At 47.8% G+C, this 24,673-nt stretch carries 23 protein-coding genes; 9 read left to right on the top strand and 14 right to left on the bottom strand.

The window, feature by feature from the left end:
* Positions 1-8: 8 nt before the first annotated feature.
* Together GA003_03545 and GA003_03540 are read right to left on the bottom strand one after the other, a co-directional pair.
* Entirely contained in the window at positions 9-389 is a 381-nt protein-coding gene (locus tag GA003_03545) for a diacylglycerol kinase (GenBank protein QXD29061.1), read from the bottom strand.
* A gap of 106 nt (positions 390-495) precedes the next feature.
* Positions 496-3,090 (bottom strand): response regulator, encoded by a 2,595-nt coding sequence (locus GA003_03540; protein QXD29060.1) that lies wholly within the window; start codon positions 3,088-3,090, stop codon positions 496-498.
* Between the two features lie 390 nt (positions 3,091-3,480).
* Here GA003_03540 and GA003_03535 point away from each other — a divergent pair, with 390 nt between their 5' ends.
* Positions 3,481-4,698 (top strand): DUF1015 family protein, encoded by a 1,218-nt coding sequence (locus tag GA003_03535; GenBank protein QXD29059.1) that lies wholly within the window; start codon positions 3,481-3,483, stop codon positions 4,696-4,698.
* Between the two features lie 253 nt (positions 4,699-4,951).
* On the opposite strand, the gene GA003_03530 is transcribed toward GA003_03535, so the two are convergent.
* The 6 genes from GA003_03530 to GA003_03505 all read right to left on the bottom strand — a co-directional run bounded on the left by GA003_03530 (position 4,952) and on the right by GA003_03505 (position 8,876).
* The gene (locus tag GA003_03530; protein ID QXD29058.1) at positions 4,952-5,200 is read right to left on the bottom strand and encodes a type B 50S ribosomal protein L31; all 249 of its coding nucleotides are present in this window, start codon (positions 5,198-5,200) and stop codon (positions 4,952-4,954) included.
* Positions 5,201-5,220: 20 nt separating this feature from the next.
* The gene (gene ykgO, locus GA003_03525; GenBank protein ID QXD29057.1) at positions 5,221-5,346 is read right to left on the bottom strand and encodes a type B 50S ribosomal protein L36; all 126 of its coding nucleotides are present in this window, start codon (positions 5,344-5,346) and stop codon (positions 5,221-5,223) included.
* Positions 5,347-5,453: 107 nt separating this feature from the next.
* Entirely contained in the window at positions 5,454-6,014 is a 561-nt protein-coding gene (locus GA003_03520) for a YqgE/AlgH family protein (GenBank protein QXD29056.1), read from the bottom strand.
* A gap of 2 nt (positions 6,015-6,016) precedes the next feature.
* Complete coding sequence (locus GA003_03515; protein ID QXD30330.1) at positions 6,017-6,487, bottom strand: cytidine/deoxycytidylate deaminase family protein; 471 nt, start codon at positions 6,485-6,487, stop codon at positions 6,017-6,019.
* A gap of 60 nt (positions 6,488-6,547) precedes the next feature.
* A complete protein-coding gene (locus tag GA003_03510; protein ID QXD29055.1) occupies positions 6,548-7,378 on the bottom strand; it encodes a PEGA domain-containing protein in 831 nt (276 codons plus the stop codon).
* Positions 7,379-7,460: 82 nt separating this feature from the next.
* The gene (locus GA003_03505; GenBank protein QXD29054.1) at positions 7,461-8,876 is read right to left on the bottom strand and encodes a hypothetical protein; all 1,416 of its coding nucleotides are present in this window, start codon (positions 8,874-8,876) and stop codon (positions 7,461-7,463) included.
* Between the two features lie 129 nt (positions 8,877-9,005).
* Here GA003_03505 and GA003_03500 point away from each other — a divergent pair, with 129 nt between their 5' ends.
* Complete coding sequence (locus tag GA003_03500) at positions 9,006-9,761, top strand: Nif3-like dinuclear metal center hexameric protein (protein QXD29053.1); 756 nt, start codon at positions 9,006-9,008, stop codon at positions 9,759-9,761.
* Between the two features lie 41 nt (positions 9,762-9,802).
* On the opposite strand, the gene aroQ is transcribed toward GA003_03500, so the two are convergent.
* The 3 genes from aroQ to pgsA form a co-directional block, all read right to left on the bottom strand.
* Entirely contained in the window at positions 9,803-10,240 is a 438-nt protein-coding gene (aroQ, locus tag GA003_03495; protein ID QXD29052.1) for a type II 3-dehydroquinate dehydratase, read from the bottom strand.
* Positions 10,241-10,309: 69 nt separating this feature from the next.
* Positions 10,310-10,843: a phosphatidylglycerophosphatase A gene (locus tag GA003_03490; GenBank protein QXD29051.1), complete on the bottom strand. Its 534-nt coding sequence runs from the start codon at positions 10,841-10,843 to the stop codon at positions 10,310-10,312.
* Positions 10,840-11,451 carry a CDP-diacylglycerol--glycerol-3-phosphate 3-phosphatidyltransferase gene (gene pgsA, locus GA003_03485; GenBank protein ID QXD29050.1) on the bottom strand — a complete coding sequence of 204 codons (612 nt, stop codon included), beginning with the start codon at positions 11,449-11,451 and terminating at the stop codon, positions 10,840-10,842. The genes GA003_03490 and pgsA overlap by 4 nt, the downstream gene beginning before the upstream one ends.
* Positions 11,452-11,571: 120 nt before the next feature.
* Here pgsA and coaD point away from each other — a divergent pair, with 120 nt between their 5' ends.
* Positions 11,572-12,069, top strand: a complete 498-nt coding sequence (coaD, locus tag GA003_03480) for a pantetheine-phosphate adenylyltransferase (GenBank protein ID QXD29049.1) — start codon at positions 11,572-11,574, stop codon at positions 12,067-12,069.
* A 45-nt stretch (positions 12,070-12,114) separates the two neighbouring features.
* On the opposite strand, the gene GA003_03475 is transcribed toward coaD, so the two are convergent.
* A complete protein-coding gene (locus GA003_03475) occupies positions 12,115-12,660 on the bottom strand; it encodes a DUF4199 family protein (GenBank protein ID QXD29048.1) in 546 nt (181 codons plus the stop codon).
* Positions 12,623-13,216: a DUF2085 domain-containing protein gene (locus tag GA003_03470; GenBank protein QXD29047.1), complete on the bottom strand. Its 594-nt coding sequence runs from the start codon at positions 13,214-13,216 to the stop codon at positions 12,623-12,625. Before GA003_03470 ends, GA003_03475 begins: the two co-directional genes overlap by 38 nt.
* A 98-nt stretch (positions 13,217-13,314) precedes the next feature.
* On the opposite strand from GA003_03470, the gene GA003_03465 reads away from it, so the two are divergent.
* Positions 13,315-14,634 carry an MFS transporter gene (locus GA003_03465; GenBank protein ID QXD29046.1) on the top strand — a complete coding sequence of 440 codons (1,320 nt, stop codon included), beginning with the start codon at positions 13,315-13,317 and terminating at the stop codon, positions 14,632-14,634.
* Here the strand turns inward: GA003_03465 and GA003_03460 are convergent.
* Positions 14,627-15,907, bottom strand: a complete 1,281-nt coding sequence (locus GA003_03460; protein ID QXD29045.1) for a hypothetical protein — start codon at positions 15,905-15,907, stop codon at positions 14,627-14,629. The genes GA003_03465 and GA003_03460 overlap by 8 nt on opposite strands.
* Positions 15,908-15,971: 64 nt before the next feature.
* Here GA003_03460 and greA point away from each other — a divergent pair, with 64 nt between their 5' ends.
* The 5 genes from greA (at position 15,972) to GA003_03435 (ending at position 24,536) form a co-directional block, all read left to right on the top strand.
* A complete protein-coding gene (gene greA / locus GA003_03455) occupies positions 15,972-17,822 on the top strand; it encodes a transcription elongation factor GreA (protein QXD29044.1) in 1,851 nt (616 codons plus the stop codon).
* A 26-nt stretch (positions 17,823-17,848) separates the two neighbouring features.
* A complete protein-coding gene (locus GA003_03450; protein QXD29043.1) occupies positions 17,849-18,775 on the top strand; it encodes a metalloregulator ArsR/SmtB family transcription factor in 927 nt (308 codons plus the stop codon).
* A gap of 219 nt (positions 18,776-18,994) precedes the next feature.
* The gene (locus tag GA003_03445; protein QXD29042.1) at positions 18,995-21,676 is read left to right on the top strand and encodes a DUF1592 domain-containing protein; all 2,682 of its coding nucleotides are present in this window, start codon (positions 18,995-18,997) and stop codon (positions 21,674-21,676) included.
* Positions 21,677-21,696: 20 nt separating this feature from the next.
* The gene (locus GA003_03440; protein ID QXD30329.1) at positions 21,697-23,034 is read left to right on the top strand and encodes a DUF1552 domain-containing protein; all 1,338 of its coding nucleotides are present in this window, start codon (positions 21,697-21,699) and stop codon (positions 23,032-23,034) included.
* A 29-nt stretch (positions 23,035-23,063) separates the two neighbouring features.
* Complete coding sequence (locus GA003_03435; protein QXD29041.1) at positions 23,064-24,536, top strand: ankyrin repeat domain-containing protein; 1,473 nt, start codon at positions 23,064-23,066, stop codon at positions 24,534-24,536.
* The last annotated feature ends 137 nt before the right edge of the window (positions 24,537-24,673 follow it).

Raw genomic sequence — 24,673 nt, 5'->3', positions numbered from 1 at the left:
CACTCTACTTAAAGAAAGCGATCCCACAAATAAAATCCCCACACCAAAGTAAGATTTACTAAGCTTAGAAAAACAGCCGCACTGCCAAAGTCTTTGGCCAGTTTCGCCATGGGGTGGATTTCCATCGATTGATAATCAATCGCCGTTTCAATGCCCGTGTTCAGCAGCTCGACGATCATGACGAGTAACAAGCTTCCGACCAATAAGCAAAAGGGCACAAAACCAGGCTGCAGCCAGATTGCTACAGGTATGAGCACAATCGACATCAGTGCTTCCTGGCGAAACGCAGCCTCATTCTTAAAGGCATAGCCGAGTCCCTCCATGGAATACTTTGTGGCCAGTATGACCCGTTTAATACCGGTATTTCTAAATTTCGAACTGTCTTCCATATTTCCTGCTGAGCACATCCGAAACAAAGGATTCAGATATAACCTCAGTAAGGAGCAATTCTATGGAGAGATCAAGTAACCCCTTACTAAATCAACTAATTCAACCTTAGGAGATCTTAGATTGGTTTTTCTTCAACTGATCACAGTAGCGATCAAGTTCTACAAGCAGTGCCTGAAACTCTTGTTCAATTTGCTCGATTTCTCCCTCACGGTTTCCTGAGTGTCCGTCCTTAACCCACAATTCAATTTGCAGTGCCATATTCCCAAGGATCAGAGCGCCTACCGTCTTTGCCGTTCCTTTTAAACTGTGTGCGGCCAATTCAAAACTTTTCCAGTCTTCCGCCTTATAATGAACAGCGAGCGACTCAAAGACTTCCGGAGTTGTTTCAGCAAAAATCTCCATAGCATCGATAGAAAACTCATCCTGCACTTCAGGCGGTGAACTACTCCCCATTAAATTGCGCATGAACTCCGGATCAAAATGCTCGAAAGGTTTCTCATCTTGAGTTTCCGAATCCTCCAAGATCTCACTGTCTAAATCTACAAAATCGTCCTCAGAACTTTCCGTTTCTTCTTCAGTTTCAGAATCTGCTTCAGTCTGACTTAAGCGATTAAGATCCAAATGTTCGATCAGGGTCTTCTCGAGCGTCTCCAACTCCACAGGCTTACTGAGAAAATCATTCATTCCAGCCTCCATGCAGGAGTTGATGTCTTCCTCGGACGAATTAGCGGTGAGTGCAATTATCACCGGTTGTTTGGCGGGAGGCAGAGTCTCGCGAATCGTTTTAGTAGCGGATACGCCATCTAGAATCGGCATCATTAAATCCATAAACACCAAATCAAATTCCCATCGATTCAGCGCATCCACAGCTTCCTTCCCATCCTCGACGAGTACGGCATTGTATCCCAATCGATTGAGCAGCTTTGAAATCACTTGCTGATTCAATGTATTATCCTCAGCTAGAAGGATCTTGGCTTTGGCCCGTTGCTCCATTTTACCAGAGGACATCTGAGTCGATTTAGAATCTTCAATGGACTCTTTGATTTTTTCTATCTGCTGCACCACCTCTTCGGGTGCTTCATCAACGCGGATCGCGAAAGAGAATTCAGTCCCCTTTCCAGGTTCACTGGCTACTTCCAATTTCGAGCCCATTGCCTGCAGAATATTCTGACAAATAGTGAGTCCCAACCCGGAACCGCCAAAGCGTCGAGTCATAGATGAATCTGCTTGAGTAAAAGGTTCAAAGATTGCGGCTAAGCGATCAGCTTCGATACCAATCCCGGCATCTTTCACGACTATACGCAATTTTCCTTTTCCAGGTGCTGATTCAGTCCAGTCGGAGTGCACTTGAATACTTCCACTCTCAGTAAATTTTACAGCGTTACCTACTAGATTCAGAATCACCTGCTGAATCCTTAAAGGATCTGTAATCACACTTACAGGAATCCCGTCACCAGCCACGTATTTCATTTCGATCCCCTTTTTGATTACGGAATCTCCAAACACGTGGAGGATAGTATCGATGGTCCCTTCGATATCGAAAGGTTTCCTTTCGAGATCAAGCTTCCCCGCTTCAATTTTGGAAAAGTCTAAAATGTTATTCACCATGGAAAGAAGAATGCGGCTGCTTGTTTCCAGGTTCACTAGGTAGTCTCCTTGTTCGGAGTCCATCTCAGTGTGCTTCAGCAAAGTGGAAAATCCCATTATCGCGTTTAGCGGTGTACGAATTTCATGACTCATCTTCGCCATAAATTCAGACTTCGACTTACTTCCCTCCTCTGCCAAATCACGAGCCTTACGAAGATCCATTTGGATGGCTTTCAACTGAGTGATGTCAGTGGTGGTTCCCAATACTCGGATCGCCTTGCCATTCTTGTCGTAAACAATCTTACCTCGGGAAAAAGCTTCCACCAAATGACCATTGGTATGCCTGAGGCGATGTTCCAATTCAAAATCCTTTTCCTTATTGATAATACGCTCATTGAGTAGCTCGACCCATTTCGCCTTACCCTCCAGGATAAATACCAATTCCCATTGCTTCAGACTCTCTAAATCTTCCTCCAGAGGATAACCAGCCATGCTTTTGATGGTGGAATCTAAGAAGACTCGCTCGTCATCAATATCCCAGTCCCAGACACCGACTTGGCCTGCTTGAGAAGCCATTTCATAACGCTCCTGAAAAACCCGAAGATTCTGCTCCAGCTTCTGACGACGTATAAATTCCAAGATGCTATCGACCAGTAAGGCGTAGCCCGTAATCTCTTTGGGATGCCAGCTACGATTTTGAGCCACTTGATCAAAACCCATAACTCCCCACCACTTTCCGTCGACGAGAATAGGAATCCACAAAAATGACATCACTCCCTGCTTGGCCAATGTCAGATGCTCGATATCCGGTGCATTATCGAGAGAGCCAAAAATGGGTTCGCCTTGTTTTAGACTAGCCAACCAAGTCGGGAAAAATACTTCAAACGGGAGCGATTGAAAACCGGGAGCAGTAATGTCTGAGTCTTCGCGAACCCAGGTATGAATCTGGTCGATCACTGAACCCTGATGTCCACCCGACACGTTCTTGAGCATATAGATTCGATCAAGGCCTGAGCCACGACCGATAAGAGCCAGTGACTCACTCACTGCCTCTTCGGAATTTCGCGAACCGATCAAGTGACCGACCGCTTTTGCTATCGATTCAAAATCCACAAAAACTTGTTGGTTATTCCTTAGCCGCTGTTCCAGAAGTTGAGTACGCCGTTGGAAGCGTGCTAGCTCACGTTTTGTGCGCTGCAGTTCTTCATGTGTACTCAGTCTGGACGACTTAGGAAACATTGGATGGAGCAGGATGAGAATTGATAGTTTGAGAAGTATCAAAGCTGGTCCAGAAGCCCGGTGAGGCCGCTCTCCATTCAAGCCTGAACTCTTTTTTTACAATTTCTTGACGCGATTTCGAGCGGTTTATCTAGAAAGCGTGCCTTTTCATATCCGCCGCCCTGGGAGATGGATATTGGGAGCAAAAAGCAATCTCCATCAGAAAGGTAAAAATCCCCCAATTAAACTTGCCATGTACATGGAGCTTTGTTCCGGTCCATTTCTATGAAAATTCGCGCCTTCAAAGGTCTCCGCCCTGATCCGCAACATGCTGCCAAAGTAGCCTCTTTACCCTACGATGTAGTCAACACATCTGAAGCCCGAGAGCTCGCCCAAGGAAATCCTCATAGCTTCCTCCATGTTGTTCGAGCTGAGATTGATTTACCGGAAGGAACTGACCTTTACTCAGATCCCGTTTATACCAAAGCGAAGGAGAATCTGGACCAGTTGAAAGCAACAGGTGCAATCGTCCGCGAAGAGGCGCCCAGTCTCTACGTCTATCAACAGGTGATGGATGGGCACAAACAAAAGGGCCTGGTGAGCGTTTGCCACATTGAAGACTACCTCAATGATCTGATTAAGAAGCACGAGAAAACGCGTCCGCAAAAGGAAGACGACCGGACAAAACTGAACGCGACCCTCAATGCACATCCTGGGCCCGTCTTTTTGACCTATCGGGACGAAGCGACAATCAACGAGTCCATAGATCAAATCACCCAAGAAGAGCCACTGATCGACTTCACCGCACCTGACGGAGTTCAACATACCGTGTGGCGCGTGGCGCAAACGGAGGCATTGGTAAGCGCCTTTGCCGATATTCCTTTCTCTTATGTGGCAGATGGGCACCACCGCAGTGCCAGTGCAGCGCGCGTGGGTGCCGAGCGTAAAGCCAACAATCCGAACCACACCGGTGAGGAAGATTACAACTGGTTTCTAGCGGTTAACTTTCCTGCCAGCCAACTGAAGATCCTCCCCTACAACCGCCTCGTATTTGACTTAAATGGCCACAGCGAAGAGGACTTCCTTGAGAGAGTAAAATCCGTAGCTACAGTTACCGAAGACGTCGATCCTTCTCCCAACCAAGTCGGAAAAGTAAGCATGTATTTTAACAACCGCTGGTATGGGTTGGAGTTTGCTCCAGACGAATCGCTCGACCCTGTGAGTCGCCTCGACATCAGTCGATTGCAAGACAGCATCTTAAGTCCAATTCTCGGGATCGAGGATCCACGAACCAGTGATCGTATTGATTTCATTGGTGGAATCAGAGGGACCGAAGAGTTAGAAAAGCGCGTTCATAATGGAGATGGTCCCGTCGCATTTTCAATGTATCCAGTCACGATTGGGCAGCTCATGGACATCGCCGATGCTGGAGCAACCATGCCTCCCAAAAGCACATGGTTCGAACCGAAGCTAAGAAGCGGATTGTTTGTACATACGATTTAGGCATCGAGCCTTAGGCTCACAAGTCGGCCACACAGCGAACCAATTTAAAATTGATTTGGGAACTGCAAGTGGCAAAGAGATCGGATCCCCTTAGCAGGTGCAAAAGCTATGACCGCTGTAAAAATGGTGAAGCAGCAGAATTGGCCGGAATTGTTTCCAGAAATCGGGTTACATTCTTGTCAGGAAAGGCGTCCAAGAAAAAACCCTCCGAGAGGAGGGTTTTTCGAATGTAGTATGTAGTTCTTTATCGCGCTTACTTACGAGTGCGACGAAATTTGTTGTTGAACTTCTCAACACGACCGGCGCTATCAACGAAGCGTTTCTCACCGGTATAGGCTGGATGAGAGTCGGAGGTGACGTCCTGAACGATCACTTGGTACTCAACACCGTCGATGGTTTCCGTCTTCTTGGAAGTAACGGTGGAGCGAGTCAGAAATTTCTTTCCTGAAGATACGTCTACAAAGCAGACAGGATGGGATGCGGGATGGATGTCGGATTTCACGGATCTAAATAGGTCGTTTATTATCCCTGACGCGCTTTAAAGCGGGGATTGGATTTGCAAATTACGTAAACGCGGCCTTTACGGCGGACTACTTGGCAGTCCGGATGCCGGTTCTTCAAGGATTTAATAGATGATGCAACTTTCATGTCTAAAATGGGAAAAAGAGAAGGAAAAAACCGTCCTGGACAGGGCTTGTCAATGGGGAAATTGAGATATCCCACACATGCGAAAACCCCGCTGCCACAGGAATTCCTTAATTCAGTGAAGGATCCTCTGGTGCCTGAGCATCCAGTTGATACTTCGGACCTTGATCGCGAAGGAATTTCTGCCAGAGAGAATCGCCATCCAACCCGTCTACGAACTGATCTTTTACTTGAGAGACAATCCAGGAGTCTTCTTCCATTTCGACTTCCAGCTGCCCACCAGACCACCCAGAATAACCTTGGTATGCACGAACAGTGGCTTGAGAATATTCCATCAACTCAGAGGCACGGTCGGGATCGATACCGAAAAATAGCTTGAATACGGAATCCGATGGAGACCAAGTCCAAGCCACAAGAAGGATCTGATCTGTTGCGACAGGTCCTCCCTCATAAATGGGAACCTGAGCTAAAGGCCCGAAGGTGAACTTCTCTTCAATTTCCCCCAGACACTTTTGAGTCGGACGATTTAAAACCACCCCAAGAGCTCCTTCCTCCTTGGAATGGGCAGACAATAACACCACCGTCCTCTTAAAATTGGGGTCCAGCATTCTGGGATGAGAAATCAAGAGAGTGCCCGAATAATTCTCTGAAAATTGGCTGATATTCTCCATGTCTAAAACTTCTCAATGGATACACCGGCTTCCTTTAGCAAATCTGGGACCATGGGATCATTTTTGTAATCGTTGTGAAATTTGATGACTGAAATGCCTGCTGCAGCGAGGACCTTTGCGCAGTTGATACACGGGAAATGGGTTACGTAGGCCGTTGCTCCGCCCAGGCTAATCCCTCGACGCGCAGCATCGGCGATGGCATTTTGCTCGGCATGGACCGTTCCTTGCTCGTGATTATCCCTCACACGCGATTTATGGGGAGCCCCTGGCAGAAAGCCATTGTAACCGGCGGCAATTAAACGGTTCTTGCCCTTGCCACCTGAAACAATGACACAGCCCACATTAAGACGTTCACAGCTGCTTCGACTCGCAATCAGGAAGGCAGTCGCCATAAAATATTCATCCCAAGACAACCGGTGGTGCCAGGCGTCGATCATCTCCGCGATTGCATCCACAGGACCGAGAGGGATCATTTTATCAGATCTTTCAGGTGTCATTTAAACCTTATTCAATCTCCCTCTGATTAAGAGAAGTCAACTCCCGTCATCGACAAACCAATCGGGCAATTGAAGACGTATTGTCTGCCCCGGTTTGATGTTGAACGATTTTTGTAATTTGAGGCCATCATGTGCTATGACTTGCAGATCGTGCAGGCCTGGGGGGATATACCTTAAGCGTTGCCCGTCTAAGGAAACAGGCACCTCATCGATGAAGATCGAAAGGGTATCGTAGGCGAATCCAGGTTTACTGGTCTCCAACAGGATGGAGCACTCAGTTGAAGCCAGGCTGAAGACCACTTCCTCTTCACTACCTCCACGAACTTCAACATCTCGGAATTGTGGAATATACCCACCCAAAAAGGCTTCAATATAGAGCTTCGTTCCATCACGAATATCCTTCTTCTTATAGGGTGCTTCGCCTACCTCCTCTTCATTCACACGTATCGTGGCTCCTTGGGGGAAGCTTCGGACACTCAGACTCCCAAACATGGGCTTCATCTGCGCCGTGTAATGAATGGTTTCCCCCTTCGGAACCCGCTCAAACAGCTTTTCCTCAGGAAAGTAATAAGGATGGTTCAAATACACGAGGGTGGATGCAATTCCACCCTGTTCAACCAACGTAAACTTTCCATCTCTTCCTATTAAACCCAGCTCACGTTTGTTTCGCTTCTCATCCAGGATATTTACGCTCGTGCCGGAAAGTCCGTAGATAACGATTCGCGACTCCCCATGCTCACGAAATGAAAAGTAGTTTAGGATCTCGTCTTTCTTCCATATACCTACAGAAGTGACCAACGACAGAAAGGCGAAAAACGAGTATCTAAAAACTCGTGCTCCGGTATCCTCAAAGTGCGATTCGTCCATAGATATAAGGTAGTTGTATACGGTATTTCCAGCAAGCCGGATTCTTCAATAATTGGAGGCTCTGCTTTTTAAAGCAAACGGACTAATCAGAAAGATTCTTAGTCATTCTTGCAAAATACGAATAGAACCAACTCGGTGGCGTTGGCGTCCTCAAAACAAGTCGACCGTTTCTCAAGGCTAGAGACTGAACCAATTGATCATCCACATAATGCAGCACCGATTGGTTCTTTTCTTCTTCAAGCAATTTCAATGCAGACTCCTTTAGAGGTCTCCTGGAGTTTAAGGCAAAAACCAGCTCCATCAATGCCGTATCACTTTCGGAAATGGCGACGAAACCGTTTGCGACACCCATATATATGGGTTCAGGAAGCAAACGACCTAACAAGGTTTCCTCGCCTTCATCGACCCACTCAAGACTTCGAACTCGGGTAAATCCAACAACAGAGTTTTGTTCATCAAGATTCAGCTGACCGGACAATCCTGAAAACGAAACTTCGGCCAATACGTCAAATAACTCACTAAGATCCGGCGCCTGAAACCCACCGCCCAGCAGCAATATACGCTCATCACCGCCATTTAGATGCCACAACGCCCAGCTTCCATCCCATCGGTCAAATATGCCAGCATCGAGGGCATTTAATTTGTTTCTTATGGCGGAATAAGACTCACTCTCCAGCCCCTTCGCGCCTTTAAAGAAATGGTTGAAGTAATTATTCGCGTTTATGCTGTTAAGGGATCCCAGATTTAGCTTGGAGGTATCCTTTGGTACAAATCCAAATACGTTGGATGGAGCACCTGTGGCCAACGTGAAGAGACGACTCAGGCGACTGCCTTGTTTGGCGGTTATTGAGACGGCGAAAGAACCTGCCTTCTGGGTCGGATCCACTTCCCAAACCAAGGCTTGAATATTCGATAGCTCTTCGAGCAACCAATGACTGAATTCTCCAAACTCCGTTACTAGGTTTTCATTCAGAGGTAGAACTGCCTCCAGGACTGCCTGCTTCAAGTCGGCGGAGTTTTGAGCATAAGTTAGAAAGGGCTCCCAGTCACTCATCAGCCCGCCTGAAGCGATAGAGGAAGGAGAAAAACGCAGATGTTCGGCAATCCGAGAATGGAGCGCGGTGGATTCGAGTAGATCACTTCCCTCCTTAATAAAGAGCACGAAAAGCTCCGATTCCACAGACACACAAGATCGCTTGTTAGCAAGTGACGTCCATACACCCGACGCATCTTTGGGAACTACAACTACTGATTCCAAACTGGTGGAGCTATGGGAGCTGAATACGTGGTAAACAGAAAATGGATACTTCGAAAATTCCTGAGGCAAAGAGACTTCAGCTTGAGGGACTAAACGAGTGGGTTTTCTTACCTGGGTATATGCGAGAAGGAAGGGCGGATTCTCAGCACCTCCAAGGGAAAGTGGGCCCAAAACACAAAGAAACCAGAAAAGTGCACTCACCACCTTCAACTTCCCTGGAATATAAAACTGCTTAGACACCCCTTAAGACATGCTTCGAAACACTCGCTTGTAAAGCCACAATCAGCTCGTAGCGCTACAAGCTTAGTCTGCTCATCCCATCTTAAGGTTCCGGTTTGACTTTGAAAATGCTCAGGAAAGACTGCTCGGGTGGCTTCCCTAAATGATATCTTGGATTTTTGTGAGAACCGTATTCACACAAATCAAATCGCAGACTTTCCCGGCGCAGAGAACGGATTGCAGGTAGAAAATAACGGATCCGTTAAGAAAATTGGAGCTGCGGTAGATGCTGGCCTGGTTCCTTTCCAAAAAGCAGTGGAAGCAGGTGTAGACTTCCTCATTGTTCACCATGGCCTCTTCTGGGACCCAGCGTATCCCATTATGGGCATACGCTACGAAAAGTATAAGCTCTGCATTGAAAATAACCTGGCCGTTTATGGAGCTCATTTGCCCCTCGATTGCCATCAGGAGATCGGTAACAACGCCATACTGGCAGAAAAGCTGGGGTTAAAGCAGTCGGAGTGGTTTCTTGAGCACGAAGGGAATCCAATCGGCCTGATCGCTGAGGGTGGTATCGCCCGTGCAGATTTAAGATCACGCTTGAATGGACTCTTTCCCGAAGGGATCACCTCCATTGAAAAAGGTAGTGAGCAGCCACAAAAATTAGCAGTTCTAACCGGCAGTGGTGCCAGTGCCGTCGGTGAATTAAAAGCTGCAGGAGTGGACACCCTGATCACCGGGGAACTGAAGCAGAGCCATTTTAACCAGGCCGAGGAGGCGGGGCTCAACCTTTACCTTTGCGGACACTACGCCACAGAAACCTTTGGTGTTTCAGCGCTTGCCAGTGAAGTAGCTAAAAACTTTGACCTGGACTGGGAGTTCATCCCAACGGATTGCCCGATTTAATCGGAATTAGAGCTCTATTCGTAGAAGTATTCAAAAACGAATTACGGAGCAGCTTCACTCAACTGCTTAAGTGCATAGGAGTACCCGTTGAAACCCAGGCCAGTAATCACCCCTTTACAAACCGGTGCAGTGTAGGAGTGTTTTCTGAATTCTTCTCTACTATATATATTAGAGATGTGTACCTCGATCACATCCAGGCCAGAAGCAGAAATAGCATCACGCATGGCAACACTCGTATGGGTATAGGCAGCACCATTTAAAACGGCTCCATTTAAACCACGATCAGCCAGGTCTCCAAACAGATCGACCAAAGCCCCTTCATGATTGGACTGATGGAATTCAATCGCCACACCCAACTCTTTTGCCTCGCCGTTGAGGCGTTCTTCCAGGTCCTTCAATGTGGCCGATCCATATACTTCCGGCTCACGTGTACCGAGCCGGTTTAGATTGGGACCATTGATGATGGCGATTGTTTTCATGATCGTCATTGATAGCTGCTCAAAGCCTCAGGGCAAGGGTTTCTTCAAAGACGAAAGAGCCCCTTTCATTTAGAGAGTAACGTATTTTCCGAGGTATCCCAGGTAATCAGCTACAAACGCTAATAGGAATAAGCTGATACAGGTGGCAAAGCCAGCCGCCACATCGTCAAGAACAACGCCCACACCACCTGGATAATCCTGCAGCTTCTTAATGCCCAATGGTTTCAATATATCAAACAGTCGGAACAACAAGAAACCGACGAGCAGAACCAGCCAGCCAATACCCGAATGAAGCAACGGTTGTAGTCCTACAAAGCAAATGGGGATGGCGACAAACTCATCGAGCACGATTTTGCCAGGATCCCGCAATTGCAGTCGAACTTCCGCCTCCCAACATATCTGCACCGCTAAATACAGGGACAGGAAGGTGAACAGCAAGGTGGCCACATAGTTTAGATTCCAGAAGGCTACTGAAAACCAAATAATACCAGCCAAACTCCCCCAGGTTCCAGGAGCCGGTTTCAAATTCCCAATCGGCCCTAGAGTTGCAAGACCTACCACGACAAAATCGGGCAGTAGCTTTACCCACAAATGCTGCTTCATGATTCTAAATCAGACTCACCGGTTCCGAAAAACAATTTCCAATACTTGATCATGTAAAAGGACCCCGAATACACCGTCATCAGCGCGGCGATCGTGAATAACACCAGACCGCCATAGTAAAACAAGTCGACCACCCCATCGAGGTTTGCACTCAAGTAAGGGTTCCAATCGAACTCCACACTTCGCGCTACGATCAATCCTCCAATAGCACAGATCTGAAAAACGGTTTTTAGCTTTCCTGCTTTTTCGGCTGGCAGCACTACATTCTTAGCGGCAGCTACGAGGCGAAGCCCCGTGATGAGAAACTCACGACTCAGAATTAGTAATACACCAAATACCATCCAGTCCTGAAGGATATCCAGTCCTACAAACACTACAAAGAGGCCGACTGTCAGGATCTTATCTGTCAACGCATCCATGAGTTGCCCGAAGACCGATATGATGCCCATCTCTCGAGCGATTTTTCCGTCGAGCCAGTCGGTGAGTCCCGCAATGACAAATATAATAAAGGCAAGCGAGTCAGCAAACCGGAAGTTCATGTACATCAGAGCAGCGATCAGGAACAGGAACGGAACTCTGGATAGAGTCAGTAGGTTTGGTAGGTTCATGGACAGCTCGTAGAACGAAGAATTCTGAAACTACAATCATTCTGAAGTTTAAGTTTGGCTTGCAATCATCAAAGTTAGCAATCTTGCCTCTTGTAACATCTTTGTCATTAATAGTTCACCATGCGCACAGCTCTTTATCCGGGAACCTTCGATCCGATCACTCTGGGACACTTGGATGTTCTTAATCGAGCCAGTCTTATTTTTGACCGGGTAATCATCGGTGTTGCGCACAATGTTTCAAAGCGCCCGACCTTGTCGTTGGATTTACGTGCGAAATTGGTTGAGGATAATCTCAAGGATTTACCCAACATTGAGATCCAAAGATTCGATGGACTCGTAGTTGATTTTGCAAAACAGATTGGGGCGGTGGCATTGATCAGAGGATTGCGAGCCGTATCTGACTTTGAGTATGAATTGCAGATGGCTCAAATGAACAGGAATCTGGATGAATCCATTGAGACTCTATTCTTAATGCCCAACGAAGCTTATACCTTCATCAGTTCCACGCTCATCAAACAAGTAGCCACCTATGGAGGAGACATCTCCAAATTTGTCCCTCCCAACGTTTACGAGGCCCTCAAAGAACACTATCCAAAACTCAAAGCAAACGAGTGCTAAAAAAGGCGGGCTCCTTGGAACCCGCCTTTGAAAATGGATATTAGATTATTCTGCGGGAGCAGGTGGGACTGCCTCCGGTGCACGCTTAAAGACAGCCGCTCCAATGGCTCCACCGATGAGGCCACCAACTGAGTTGAAGATCACGCTAATCACCAAACCAATTACAATCTGAACGACACCTACGCCTTCAATATTTTGCCGTTCGATTTGCTCTCGAACTTGCTCAGCGGCTTCCGGTCCTCCGAAATTTTCTGCCATCTTAATCATCTGCTCCTGCATAAACTGCTGGCTAAAGTCTAGACCCAGCTTTTGCAAAATCATCGTCAGAACAAATGCAGCGATTCCACCCAACAAACAGGTGAGAATTCCGAGCATAATGCCCTTTCCAGGAGAAAGTGTGAGCTTGTATTTGTTGGTGTATACGTGAATCGCCAACAGTGAGCCCAAGATTTGAATGATCAGACAACACCCAAGAAAATTAACAAAAGGTATAATGGATAGAACAAAGACCAGACCACCTCCGATAAGCATCGCCTGGAAGTCATCCGGTTTTTCAACCGGATCGGTAGGTAAATGATTTTGATCTGTCATGAGTATTTGAGTTAGTGAAGTTGAAATAAAGCTCCTGCAATCCGAGTAGCGTAAAATAGGATACGGACAATCCAAACAAAAAGCCTGTTATCGAACGTGACCAAAACCAATTGCTGTAAAACCCTATAAATTCGAGCACTACATCGAGGAACATCAGTCCTATTACACCGATAAGCACGCGCGTTATTCTTTTAGTACCTGAATTCCAGAAAATAAATAGCGTATGCCCCAAGGCTAGGCCGAAGTAGATCCATATACAGCGCACACAAACTGGTAATGGCACACCATGGATATGGTAACAGCGATCCGCCCATTGGTGACACACGGAGCTGAAAAAACCGCCAAGCGATGTAGGACCCGCAACAGCAATGTAAATACTGAAAGCAATGAGGCCTAGAAAGCAGCCACTGATGGCAAACCCGATCCATCTACTTCGATTGCTTTGCATGGCGGGAATCTTTTTAAGAGCCTTGAGCAACTGCAACGACAAAACCCTTCCTGGAATCAACTTTGGCGCAGGAAAACCCACTAAGAAAGCCAGATACTGATTTTCCATTGGACAAGGTCACCAAAAATGACTTTAGCCTCAGGTATTCATATGTTCCGAATACGAATCCGTACCGGAGACAATGAATAGACTACGTTAGCGCCTTCATGTCTCAATCGCCATCCAACAAGAAAAACCTGGGAGCCATCCTGCTCACCCTCTTTCTGGATTTGGTCGGATTCTCGATCATATTTCCTCTCTTCCCAGGAATGCTGGAATTCTATTTCGACGCGAGCGGTGACACTGGAATTCTCGGCTGGGCGGTACCCATCCTTTCCAACCTCACAGGTGGTGATAATTTCAAAACTGCCGTTCTTTTTGGAGGAATCTTGGGAAGCCTCTATTCTATCATGCAATTTGTTTTCTCTCCTGTATGGGGTAGCCGTTCCGACCGCATAGGAAGAAAATCGGTACTAAAGATCACCATTCTAGGTACGGCGCTCAGCTATCTGGTCTGGTTTTTCAGTGGTTCCTTTGAGCTATTGATCCTCGGCAGACTTCTCGGGGGAGTTATGGCTGGAAATATCTCGGTCGCAACTGCCGCCGTAGCCGACATGACGACGAAGGAAAATCGCTCCAAAGGCATGGCACTCGTAGGTGTTACTTTTGGACTTGGGTTTATTATAGGTCCAGCCATTGGGGCACTACTCTCACTGGTTAATATTCTCGATTTCGCTCCAGCACTAGAATCTCTAGGCATCAATCCATTTTCTGTTCCTGCACTCGTCGCCTTGATCCTTACCCTTGTAAATTACGTCTGGCTGAATGCTCGGTTCGAAGAATCACTCGAAGAGGATAAACGAGACAAAAGTGAAGCCAAAGGCAGTTTTGCCGCGGTGATTGATCTACTTTCAGTCAAACACCCGGGCATCCGACAGGTAAACTGGCTGTACTTAATCTTCATTACAGCCTTTAGCGGGATGGAGTTCACTCTAACATTCCTGGCAGCCGAACGCTTCTTTTATTCACCCGCACAAAACGGATGGATATTCCTTTATGTTGGTTTCATATTGATTCTGGTCCAAGGAGGCATCGTAAGACGGATGACTCCTAAGATTGGAGAAAAGAAAACGGCCATAGCCGGACTCGTCTTCGGAGTAATCGCATTCATTCTTCTGAGCCAATCCGATACTCAATTTCTCTTTTACCTCTCGCTCACACTGATGGCTTTCGCAGCCGGACTGGTAAATCCAAGCCTAACCAGCTTGGTTTCCTTATACTCGAGCGAAGATAAACAAGGCGCCAATCTAGGGTTGTTCAGGTCAGCGGGCTCGCTCGCTCGAGCCATAGGCCCCATTCTCGCCGCAAGTGTGTATTGGTACTTTGGGTCCGACATAGCCTACTTATTTGCAGGCCTGGTCATATTGATTCCGCTACTTAGAGCATTTGCTCTACCCTCTACGAATAACGAAGAAGCCCCTATTTAATTCGTTTCAACAGAAAGGCGCCGGCACCATCGTGGCCAGATTCCCAAGGAAGCGACGAAACTGCCTTCTCCTGACTGAAGGAAGAACCGGAACTATTTAGAAAGCTATTAATGACAGCTTCGTTCTCTGCGGTATCTAAGGAGCAGGTACTATATACCAAGAAGCCATCCAGTTTTACAAATTCGGCTGCTTTTCGAAGCATGGACTCCTGAAGCTCAGCCAATTCACTCAGTCCTGATTCCTCTTGCCTCCACTTCACATCCGGACGGCGTTGGATCACACCCGTATTAGAACAAGGCACATCGACATAGACGGCATCGAACTCGGGTCGAGGTAGATCCTTAGCCTCCAAAGTCAGGATATCCGCTGCGACCTGGATCTTTTCGACACCCTCCATCTGGTATCTAGCCAAATTCTCTTTGAGTCTATTGAATCTAGGGCCTTCCAAATCTACCGAAACAAGGAGCCCTTCTTGGCCTGAAATGTATCGCTGAAGCTGAATACTCTTCCCTCCTGGCGCAGCACATAGGTCAAGTACGCTGCAAACATTGAGTCCTTTCAATAACGCTGGGCCAAGACAAGTAGATGGATCCTGAATATAGGTGTCCCCCTCAGCCAGCATACTCCCCACTCGCTCCCAATTTGCAGATTGAATATTGTAAAACTCCGGCCAATCCGTCTCAGACCAATCATCAGGTACCGCTGCGCTGGATACTGGGCTCCAAGCATACGTCTTTGAGTTGGATTGATTCCAATTCAGAAGTCGGCGGGTAGCCTGCTCCCCAAATTGGCCAATCCATCGATCCACCATCCACTCAGGGTGGCTATATTGAGAACTCCAGTCTTCCGATACACTATTTGAGACATCGGCGTCCAAACCAAGATCTGGAATCCGCCGCATGACTGCATTCACAAACCTACCTTCCGCTTTACTAAGTTTGCGCTTTGCCTGCTCCACCGCATGATGAACAACGAGCGGTCGCTTGGCTTCCTCCGCGTCCATCCATTCAAACATAGCAAGCAGCAGCATAGCCTGCAGGCGCTTTTTGGGTGGCTTCTTCACCACGGACCTAAGCGCCCATTGCAAACGTCCAAGGTTTCTCACTACTCCGAACGATAAATACTGCACACGGCGAGAAATCTCCCTTTCAAGGCTCCCTGTATGACGATTCAGCAAAGAATCCAACTTATCGTTACTTTTAAGAAAGTCTTCAACAACATGAACTGAGGCTTGCCACGACTGGGATGACAGTAGTTTATCAATCTTTGACATTTAATTTTTAGAGTGTCAGAAAATATTTTCTGGCAATAGGATAGTTGTACAAACCCATTCACATATGAACGAAGAAGCGGTTCAAGCGCTGATCGAAAAAAATCCCAAATTAAAACGGGACAAGAATAAATTACTGGCTCTTGAGCCAGGCTTTTACTGCATCCACCGAAGCTGGGGCTTTGGCCTGATTCAGGCCTATCAGGAAGCAGAAAACCGTCTGATCATTGATTTCGATGAGAAACCAGGTCATTCAATGGATCCAGCATTCTGTGTGAATACCATGGAGGTTCTTCCTCAAGATCACATCCTTTCTCGCTCAAGAACCGAGGAAGACGAGATAAAGACCATGGTCAGCAAGCAACCCGCTGAAATTATTTTTCAGATTCTGGACAAGCTTCCTGAGCAAAAAGGGGCCGATCAAGACATCACCCGCGTTTTAAAAATCCTGCTTGGAGAAGCTAAGGCCAAAAAATGGTGGACCGCTACTAAGAAACAAGTGGCTAAGGATTCCCGGATTGGTATGCCTGTAAGAAAGGTAGATCCCTATTTCGTCCGCGACGAACCCGTGAATCGTGAGGACGAAGTCTTTGACGCCTATTTCAAAACCAATGCTGCTGGCCGCAAACTGCGCCTGGTTGAAGAACTCATTGCTGCTCACGACACCAATGAAGGGGTCAAACAGCATTTGTCTGAGTTGATTGATGATTTTTCCAAGTTCATCGCCGAGACGCACCAACTTGATTTGCTCGAACGACTGCATGCTGCTTGGGTCCGTGATGGAGCTCTGACCATTCTCGGAAGAGAAACCGACATTGATCCACAACCTGAAGAGTTAGTGGCACAAGCCCCCATTCTTGATGAACTAGCCAACGAGCTTCCTGGACCTTACCAGACTAAACTTCTAGAACTGGTAGAGAGAACTCATCCAGATTCGTGGACCAAGGTAATCTTGGATCTCTTTAAAAACAGCCGTGGTAAATTTACCACTGAGAGTATCAACTACCTGTATACACGAGCCAATGTGAATGATATCAAATCTACACTGGAACGTTGGCTGGTAGAGCAGAACCTCAAGGGCCCAGTTTTGATCTGGATCATCAAGAACCGCAATTCACGCAAGTTTTCTACCATCGTGCATGACTTGGTCAATCCACGTTTGTTCATGTCTATCTTGTATGCGATCGACTACGAAGCACTTCAAACGTCTGGAACACGTCGCGTACCTCTGGCTGATTTGTTATCAGACGATCAAGAGTTGATCGGTGACCTCATGGCTGAGGCGGATCCAGAAACAGCCCGTGACCTCGCTAATTCTCTCTTGATGAATCAAGGGTTCGAGGAACTGACCAAGAAGTCTATTCTGGCTCGGGTAATTAAGTTGTTTCCGATCGTACAAAGCCTGGTTGATTCATCTGCGAGTGACGAGGACGAGGAGAATCGCCTCTTTGTTTCCCAGTCTAGCTACGATAGCCGTAAGGAAGAATATGACGAATTAGTGAAGGAAAAAATCCCTGAAAACAAAAAGGCCATCGCGGTTGCCCGTGAACACGGAGACCTCAAAGAAAACTCCGAGTACAAAATGGCTCGTCAGGATCAAACCACTCTTATGGCTCGAAAGGGACTTTTAGAAAGAGATCTTGCAGTAGCTCAAATCACTGATTTCACAGAGGCACCTACCGACGTTGTGGGTATTGGCAGTACGGTCCAAATCGAAAATGCCGATTCTAACGAGAAAGTAACCTACCACATTCTCGGTGCATGGGATAGCGATCCGGACAAAAACGTTCTTTCTTACAAGACACCTCTCGCACAAAATCTCCTTGGGAAAGAGGCGAATGCTGTGGTTGAAGTCGAAGTAGCAGGAAACTCCCAAACCTGGAAGTTAAAATCTATCTCGAGATACATCGATAGTTAGAGATCCTCGAGGAGGACATTAAACACGTGGATACAGCCGATACGCTTAAACTGCTATCCGATCCCACGCGTTTGCGCCTGGTTCGGCTACTGGCACGGGAAGAACTTTCCGTGGCAGAGCTCCAGGAAATTCTCAATATGGGCCAGTCACGCATTTCCTCCCATCTGGGACTACTGCGGCAAGGTGAGCTCGTCGAAGATCGGCGAGACGGTAAGAAAAGCTTTTACTGTCTTAGTCGCTCTCTTCCTGACGAAACAACCAAGCTTCTCGATGTCGTCTGTGAGGCCTTTGACAAACAATCTCAAGCTGAGTCCGATTCACAGAACTTGGACCGAATTCTCAATCAACGTAGAGAATTATCTGAGAAGTTTTTTAGTTCAATCGCTGAAAACCTGGGGAAGTATCCTTGCCCAGGTCGATCTTGGGAAGCCATCGGTCACTTTCTGTTGAAACTGACTCCTAGAATCAAAATTGCCGATCTCGGTGCTGGAGAAGGTATCATTTCGCAATTGCTGGCGCGCCACGCAGAAACGGTCTATTGCATCGATAATTCGAAACGCATGGTTGAGGTAGGAACTGATCTCGCTAACAAAAATGGATTCACAAATCTCCATTATAAATTCGGAGATATTGAAAATGTTCCCCTCGAAGAAGGCGAAGTAGACCTCTCTCTGTTAAGCCAGGCGCTCCATCATGCCCACCAACCTAGTCAAGCATTGGAGGAAGCCTACCGAATTCTCAAACCTGGTGGGCAAATACTCATTCTTGATCTACTCGAACATCAGTTCGAAGAAGCACGTGAGGTCTACAACGACCAATGGTTGGGATTTTCTCAAAATCAATTATACCGCTGGTTGAAAGACGTCGGATTTGACCAGATTGAAGTCTCGGTCGTAGCGAAAGAGCCAGAAGAGCCATTTTTTGAAACCTTATTGGCTTCTGCCATCAAATAAGAAGCGAGTATTGAAGCTTCACACTGTGTGAAGCGCGGAAATGTTATCCTGGATTTCCTTCAGCCTCCATCTCGCTGAAATGATCGCCCCAATCCACGCCCTGCCTCAACAAGGATGGATTCATGCATATCCTCTTGAATCTTGAGCGTAAAATTCCCAATCTACCCTCCTTATTAAGTCTCTGCCAGATTACTGGCCTCCCCTAACTACCCTTTTTCAATGTTACCCAAATCACCAAAGTTGAAGGTCGATGCACGTCGCTTCCCACTCGGAGGCTTCATTTTACTAATCACATTCTCTCTATGCTCATCGATACCAATTCATGCAGTTCCACTGAATGAATCGATGCGTGGCTTGATGAAGGACTACTGCATCAGCTGCCACAATCCCGATAAAAAGAAAGGGAAGCTGAATCTGGAAAGTATACTCGAAGTCGATATGGCCCAACATTTCGAGATTTGGGATGAAGTATCCTGGATGCTCGAGGAGCGTGAAATGCCGCCTGAGGATGCGCCCGACGAACCACGCCCAAGCGAAGCTGAATTTGAACAGGGAGCGGAATGGCTAGCGAAAGCGTTGAAATCACTTAAGCCGGAGGGGCACTCAGCCATCGCTATTTCCTCAAAACTAGCCGTGGTAGACAAATACTGCATCAGCTGCCACAACGCAGAGGACAAAAAAGGCGACATGAATTTGGAGGACATTCGTTTTGATGACGTGTTGGAGCATTCTGAAATTTGGGAAAATGTAATCACGCGCCTCAAGTCGCGGCAAATGCCACCTGCAGATCGTAAACGCCCTACCGATGAAACCTACGAGGCCGTATTGGCGAATTTGACAGAAACCTTGGACGCGGCCGCTACAAAAAATCCAAACCCTGGAAGAACGGATACGTTCCGCCGGTTAAACAGGACCGAGTATCAGAATTCGATAAGAGACCTTTTAGGAGTCGAGGTTGATGCAGGGACCTTGCTCCCAAAGGATGAAGAAAGCCATGGTTTCGACAATGTCACCGTAGGAACGCTCTCCCCTAGTTTACTGGACCGCTATATCTCAGCAGCTCAAAAGATCAGCCGCCTGGCAGTAGGCGCGCCCAATGACATTCTTTCAGGTGATACTTTCCGCACGCCTGCAGACCACACTCAGGAAAAGCATGTTGCAGGATTACCCCTGGGTACTCGTGGAGGAGTTTTAATTCCTTACACCTTTCCTCAAGACGGAGAATACGAGATCGAAGTACGCCTGACACGCGACCGCAATGAACACGTTGAAGGATTAAACGAATCTCATGAGATGGAGATTCTATTAGACAAAGAAACTCTGCAGCGATTCACCATCGAAAGACCCAGAGGACGTAGAGATCACAGCGAGGTCGACAAACACCTCACCATGAGAACTGAAGTAACAGCGGGTCCACACAACTTGGGTGTCACCTTTCTTAAGAACCCCAATTCTATTTCGCAGAACAGGAGACAACCTTTCGAATCCCATTTTAACTACCACCGCCACCCGCGGCTATCCCCAGCCGTTTACCAGGTATCGATTACCGGTCCGTTTAATGGGAAAGGAGCATCCAACACGCCAAGTCGTGACAAAATATTTATCGAATACCCGGAAAACCCAGGAGAGGAAGATAAAGTAGCGAAGGTCATATTGGGCGACCTGATGAAACGGGCTTATCGACGAACCATCTCCAAGAAGGACCTCGAGCGCCCCTTTTCATTCTACAAAGACGAAGCCGAGGTAAATGGGTTCGAAGCCGGAATCGAAACCGCACTCAGCTCCATCTTGGTGAATCCAGAATTTATCTTCCGCATCGAGAGAGACCCCAAACGAGCCAAGCCCGGACAAGCCTACAAGATAAGTGATTTGGAACTCGCGAACCGTCTCTCCTTTTTCCTATGGAGCAGTATTCCTGATGAGGAACTCCTAGAAGAAGCGATAGCAGGAAATCTCAGCACTCCTCAAGTATTGGAAGAGCAAACGCTCCGCATGTTGTCCGACCCACGTTCCTCCAACTTGGTAAACAACTTTGCAGGACAGTGGCTACACCTTCGAAATCTGGAAGCTATTGTGCCCGATTTGAGATTGTATCCGGACTTCGATGACAACTTACGACAGGCATTCCGCAAAGAGACCGAACTTTTTATTGAGAGCATTTTGCGGGAGGACAAAAGCATAGTCGACATTCTCAAAGCCGATTACACTTACCTCAATGAGCGCCTGGCTCACCACTACGGCATTCCCAACATTTTTGGCAGCCGCTTTCGCCGGGTAGAGCTCGATCCCAAATACCATCGGGGAGGCCTGCTTCGACAAGGAAGTGTACTCACTGTAACCTCCTATGCTACGCGAACTTCGCCAGTCATTCGCGGGAACTGGATTCTTGAAAACATTATCGGGACACCAACAAAGCCACCTCCAGATGACATACCTGCTCTAGAGGAGAATTCAGTCGATGCAACGCTTCCTATGCGTGAACGGCTGGCACAACACAGCTCGAACCCCGCCTGCGCCAGTTGCCATGTTTTGATGGATCCACCAGGATTCGCTTTAGAAAATTTCGATGCGATTGGTCAGTGGCGCGAATTTGAAAACGGCGCGCCAGTTGATGCCACCGGCGGATTGCCTGATGGACGCACTTTCGATGGTGTCAGCTCTCTAGAAGAAGGCCTGCTTCAGCGCCCAGAACTTTTTGTTCGCACATTCAGTAGAAAATTACTTACGTTTGCGCTTGGCAGAGGGGTTGAAGTCTACGATGCCCCTGCTGTTAGAAAAATTGTGAAAGAGGCAGAAGAAGAGAATTATCGCTTTTCATCTGTTATCTTGGAAATAGTAAATAGCGTCCCATTTCAAATGAAAACCAAGCTGGAAGAAGAGTTTGCTTCGACCCAACCTTAGTCAGAATACCCATGAACTTCATCACTAAAAAGTCGATCCCCCGCAGAACTTTCATCAAAGGCGTAGGCTCAACCATAGCGTTGCCACTTCTAAACTCCATGGTGCCGGCAGCAACCGCTGCCTCCAAAACGCCCGTCAATTCAGTAAAACGTCTCGGATACGTTTTCATGCCCATGGGTTGCGACCAATCTCGCTGGACACCCAGAAGTGAAGGCACTCTGGATCAGCTCTCCCCCATTTTAGATTCGTTGGCTCCCGTGAAGGACAAAACCACCATTTTGACCAACATGGAGCTGAGACCTGCCTATCCTGGCTCCCATGCGACTTCAAACTCGTCCTTCCTCAGTGCCGTTAAGGCAAAGGTGACAGAAAGCTCAGATTATTACCTGGGGACCACAGCCGACCAATTGGCGGCTCAACAGATCGGGCAAGAAACCCAGTTGCCCTCTCTCGAGCTGGCAATGGATTTACTCCAGGTAACCGGGCAATGTGACAATGGTTATGCCTGTGTTTATCAAAACAATCTGTCCTGGTCATCTCCCACCACACCTCTTCCAGCCGAAGCGCACCCACGAATTGTGTTCGAAAGCCTTTTCGGAGAAGGAGGTACTCCCGAACAACGAAAAGCTGCACTCCGCAAGCGGGCCAGCCTCCTGGATTCAGTTGCCGAGAGTATTCAGACCCTGAAACGTGACCTCGGTCCAAGAGATCAATCCAAGATTTCAGATTACCTCGATGCGATTCGAGAAGTTGAACGCCGCATCCAACAAGCCGAATCGGCAACCAAAGACAGTGAGCTGCCTGACCTCGATCGCCCGATGGGAGTTCCGGCTGCTTATGCCGATCATGCGAGATTGATGTTCGACCTTCAACTATTGGCCTACCAGGGAGACATCACCCGTGTATCCACTTTCCAAATAGCTCGAGAAACCAGTAATCGCGCTTACCCGGAAATTGGAGTTCCAGATCCGCACCATCCATTGTCACACCATGGTGATAATCCGGAGAAAATCGAGAAGATGTCCAAGATCAATGCCTTCCACGTATCCCTTTTCGCGGAGTATCTTGAAAAGCTCAAGAATACGCCCGAAGGAAATGGTTCTCTCCTGGATAACTCTCTCATTCTCTACGGAAGTGGCATCGGAAATCCGAATGTCCATGATCACACCAACCTTCCGGTCATCCTAGCTGGAGGCGCATCCGGAGGAATGAAGGGCAACCGGCACATTCGCTATGATAAGGTGACACCGCTGGCCAATCTTCACCTATCGTTACTCGATAAGGTGGGCGTCCGCCTGGACTCATTTGGAGATAGTACCGGTAAGCTCGACGAGGTATTCGAACCTCTCGCTATTTAAACAAACCCAATCCGTATACCCCGCATACGATGAAACGTACCATTCTCTTCGGCCTTAGCTTCGTCTTATCCCTAACAGCCAATGCAGAAAAAAGTCCATTGGCCGACGCAGTTGAAAAGGGTGAGACCTTTCAGATCCAAGCACTCCTTTCAAAGGATATGGATGTCAATGAGCCTCAAGCAGACGGAATGACTGCTCTTCATTGGGCGGCTCAGAACGACAACTTGGAGTTAGCGACAAAACTTTTGAATAGAGGTGCCAATGCATCCGCCGAAAATAACTATGGAGTCACCCCTCTTTACCTTGCCTGCGTCAACGGCAACGGTTCATTGACAGAACAGCTCCTTAATAGCGGTGCAGACCCAAACACGACCATTCGCGGAGGTGAGACTGTTCTCATGGCTGCCTCCCGCACTGGAAAAGTATCCGCAGTAAAAGCGCTGATCAAAGCAGGAGCCGATATCGAAGCAAAGGAACGTAAAGACCAGACAGCTATCATGTGGGCAGCTTTTGAAGGGCACTTAGAAGTCGTGCAAACGTTGATCGATGCGGGAGCAGACTTCCTCACACCTTTAAATTCCGGTTTTAGTCCGTTTTACTTTGCCGTCCGTGAAGGGCATCAGGAAATCGTCGACTTGTTAATCGCCGCTGGAGTGAATCCTGACGATGCCATGTATTTTGAAAAAGGCTCGAGCAAAGGCCCACTCAACGGAACCAGCCCATTGATGCTAGCCGTTGAAAATGGACACTATGATCTGGCGGTCCAACTGCTGGATGCGGGCGCCGACCCTAATGATATGAGGACCGGGTTCTCCATTTTACACGCCCTTGCATGGATAAGAAAACCGGATATCGGCGAATCCTTCCGAGGTGCGCCACCTCCAAAAGGTTCAGGACGCCGCAACAGTGATCAGTTTATTAGAGAGCTGGTTGCACGCGGAGCAGATGTGAACGCCCGACTCACCCGAGGAAGACGCGCGGGTGGAGCACGCTACAGTGATATGGGGGTGACTCCCTTCTTCTTGGCAGCAGACCGAGCGGATCTTCCCTATATGAAACTGCTTCTGGAATTGGGCGCTGACCCATTCATTGAAAACGAAGACGGCTGCACAGCTCTATTGGTAGCGGCCGGCATAGGAAGCTCAGCACCTGAAGAAGAAGCCGGAAGCCCAATTGAATGCGCCATGGCGGTAGAATTCCTTTTAGAACTAGGCCTCGATATCGACGCGGTCGACGACAATGGCGAAACCGCGATGCATGGTGCCGCCTATAAGAATGCTCCTGAAGTAGTCTATCTGCTCAACGAACGAGGGGCAGACATCAACATTTGGAATACGAACAACAAAAGAGAGCGCACCCCGCTTTTGATCGCGGAAGGTTACCGCCCTGGAAATTTCAAACCGTCCTTTGAAACCGTAGATGCAATTACAGAGGCAATGCTCTCTCATGGAGCTGAACCTCCCACCGGACCTAAGCCTCACCACACCAACTACGCGCCCTAAGTTGAGGCCAGTTCCTCAGTTCGATTAGAGGCTTTCATACCCCAAAAGCTGCCGGAGTGCGGATAACTAAGGTAGGTAATCTGGTTTTTAAACGGTGTTCGAATCTGCTAATAAAACGGGCTCTTGGAGGGCTGTTT

The organism is Opitutia bacterium ISCC 52 (assembly GCA_014529675.2).
Lineage (GTDB): Bacteria > Verrucomicrobiota > Verrucomicrobiia > Opitutales > UBA2995 > UBA2995.
This window is presented reverse-complemented; position numbering and strand designations above follow the sequence as displayed.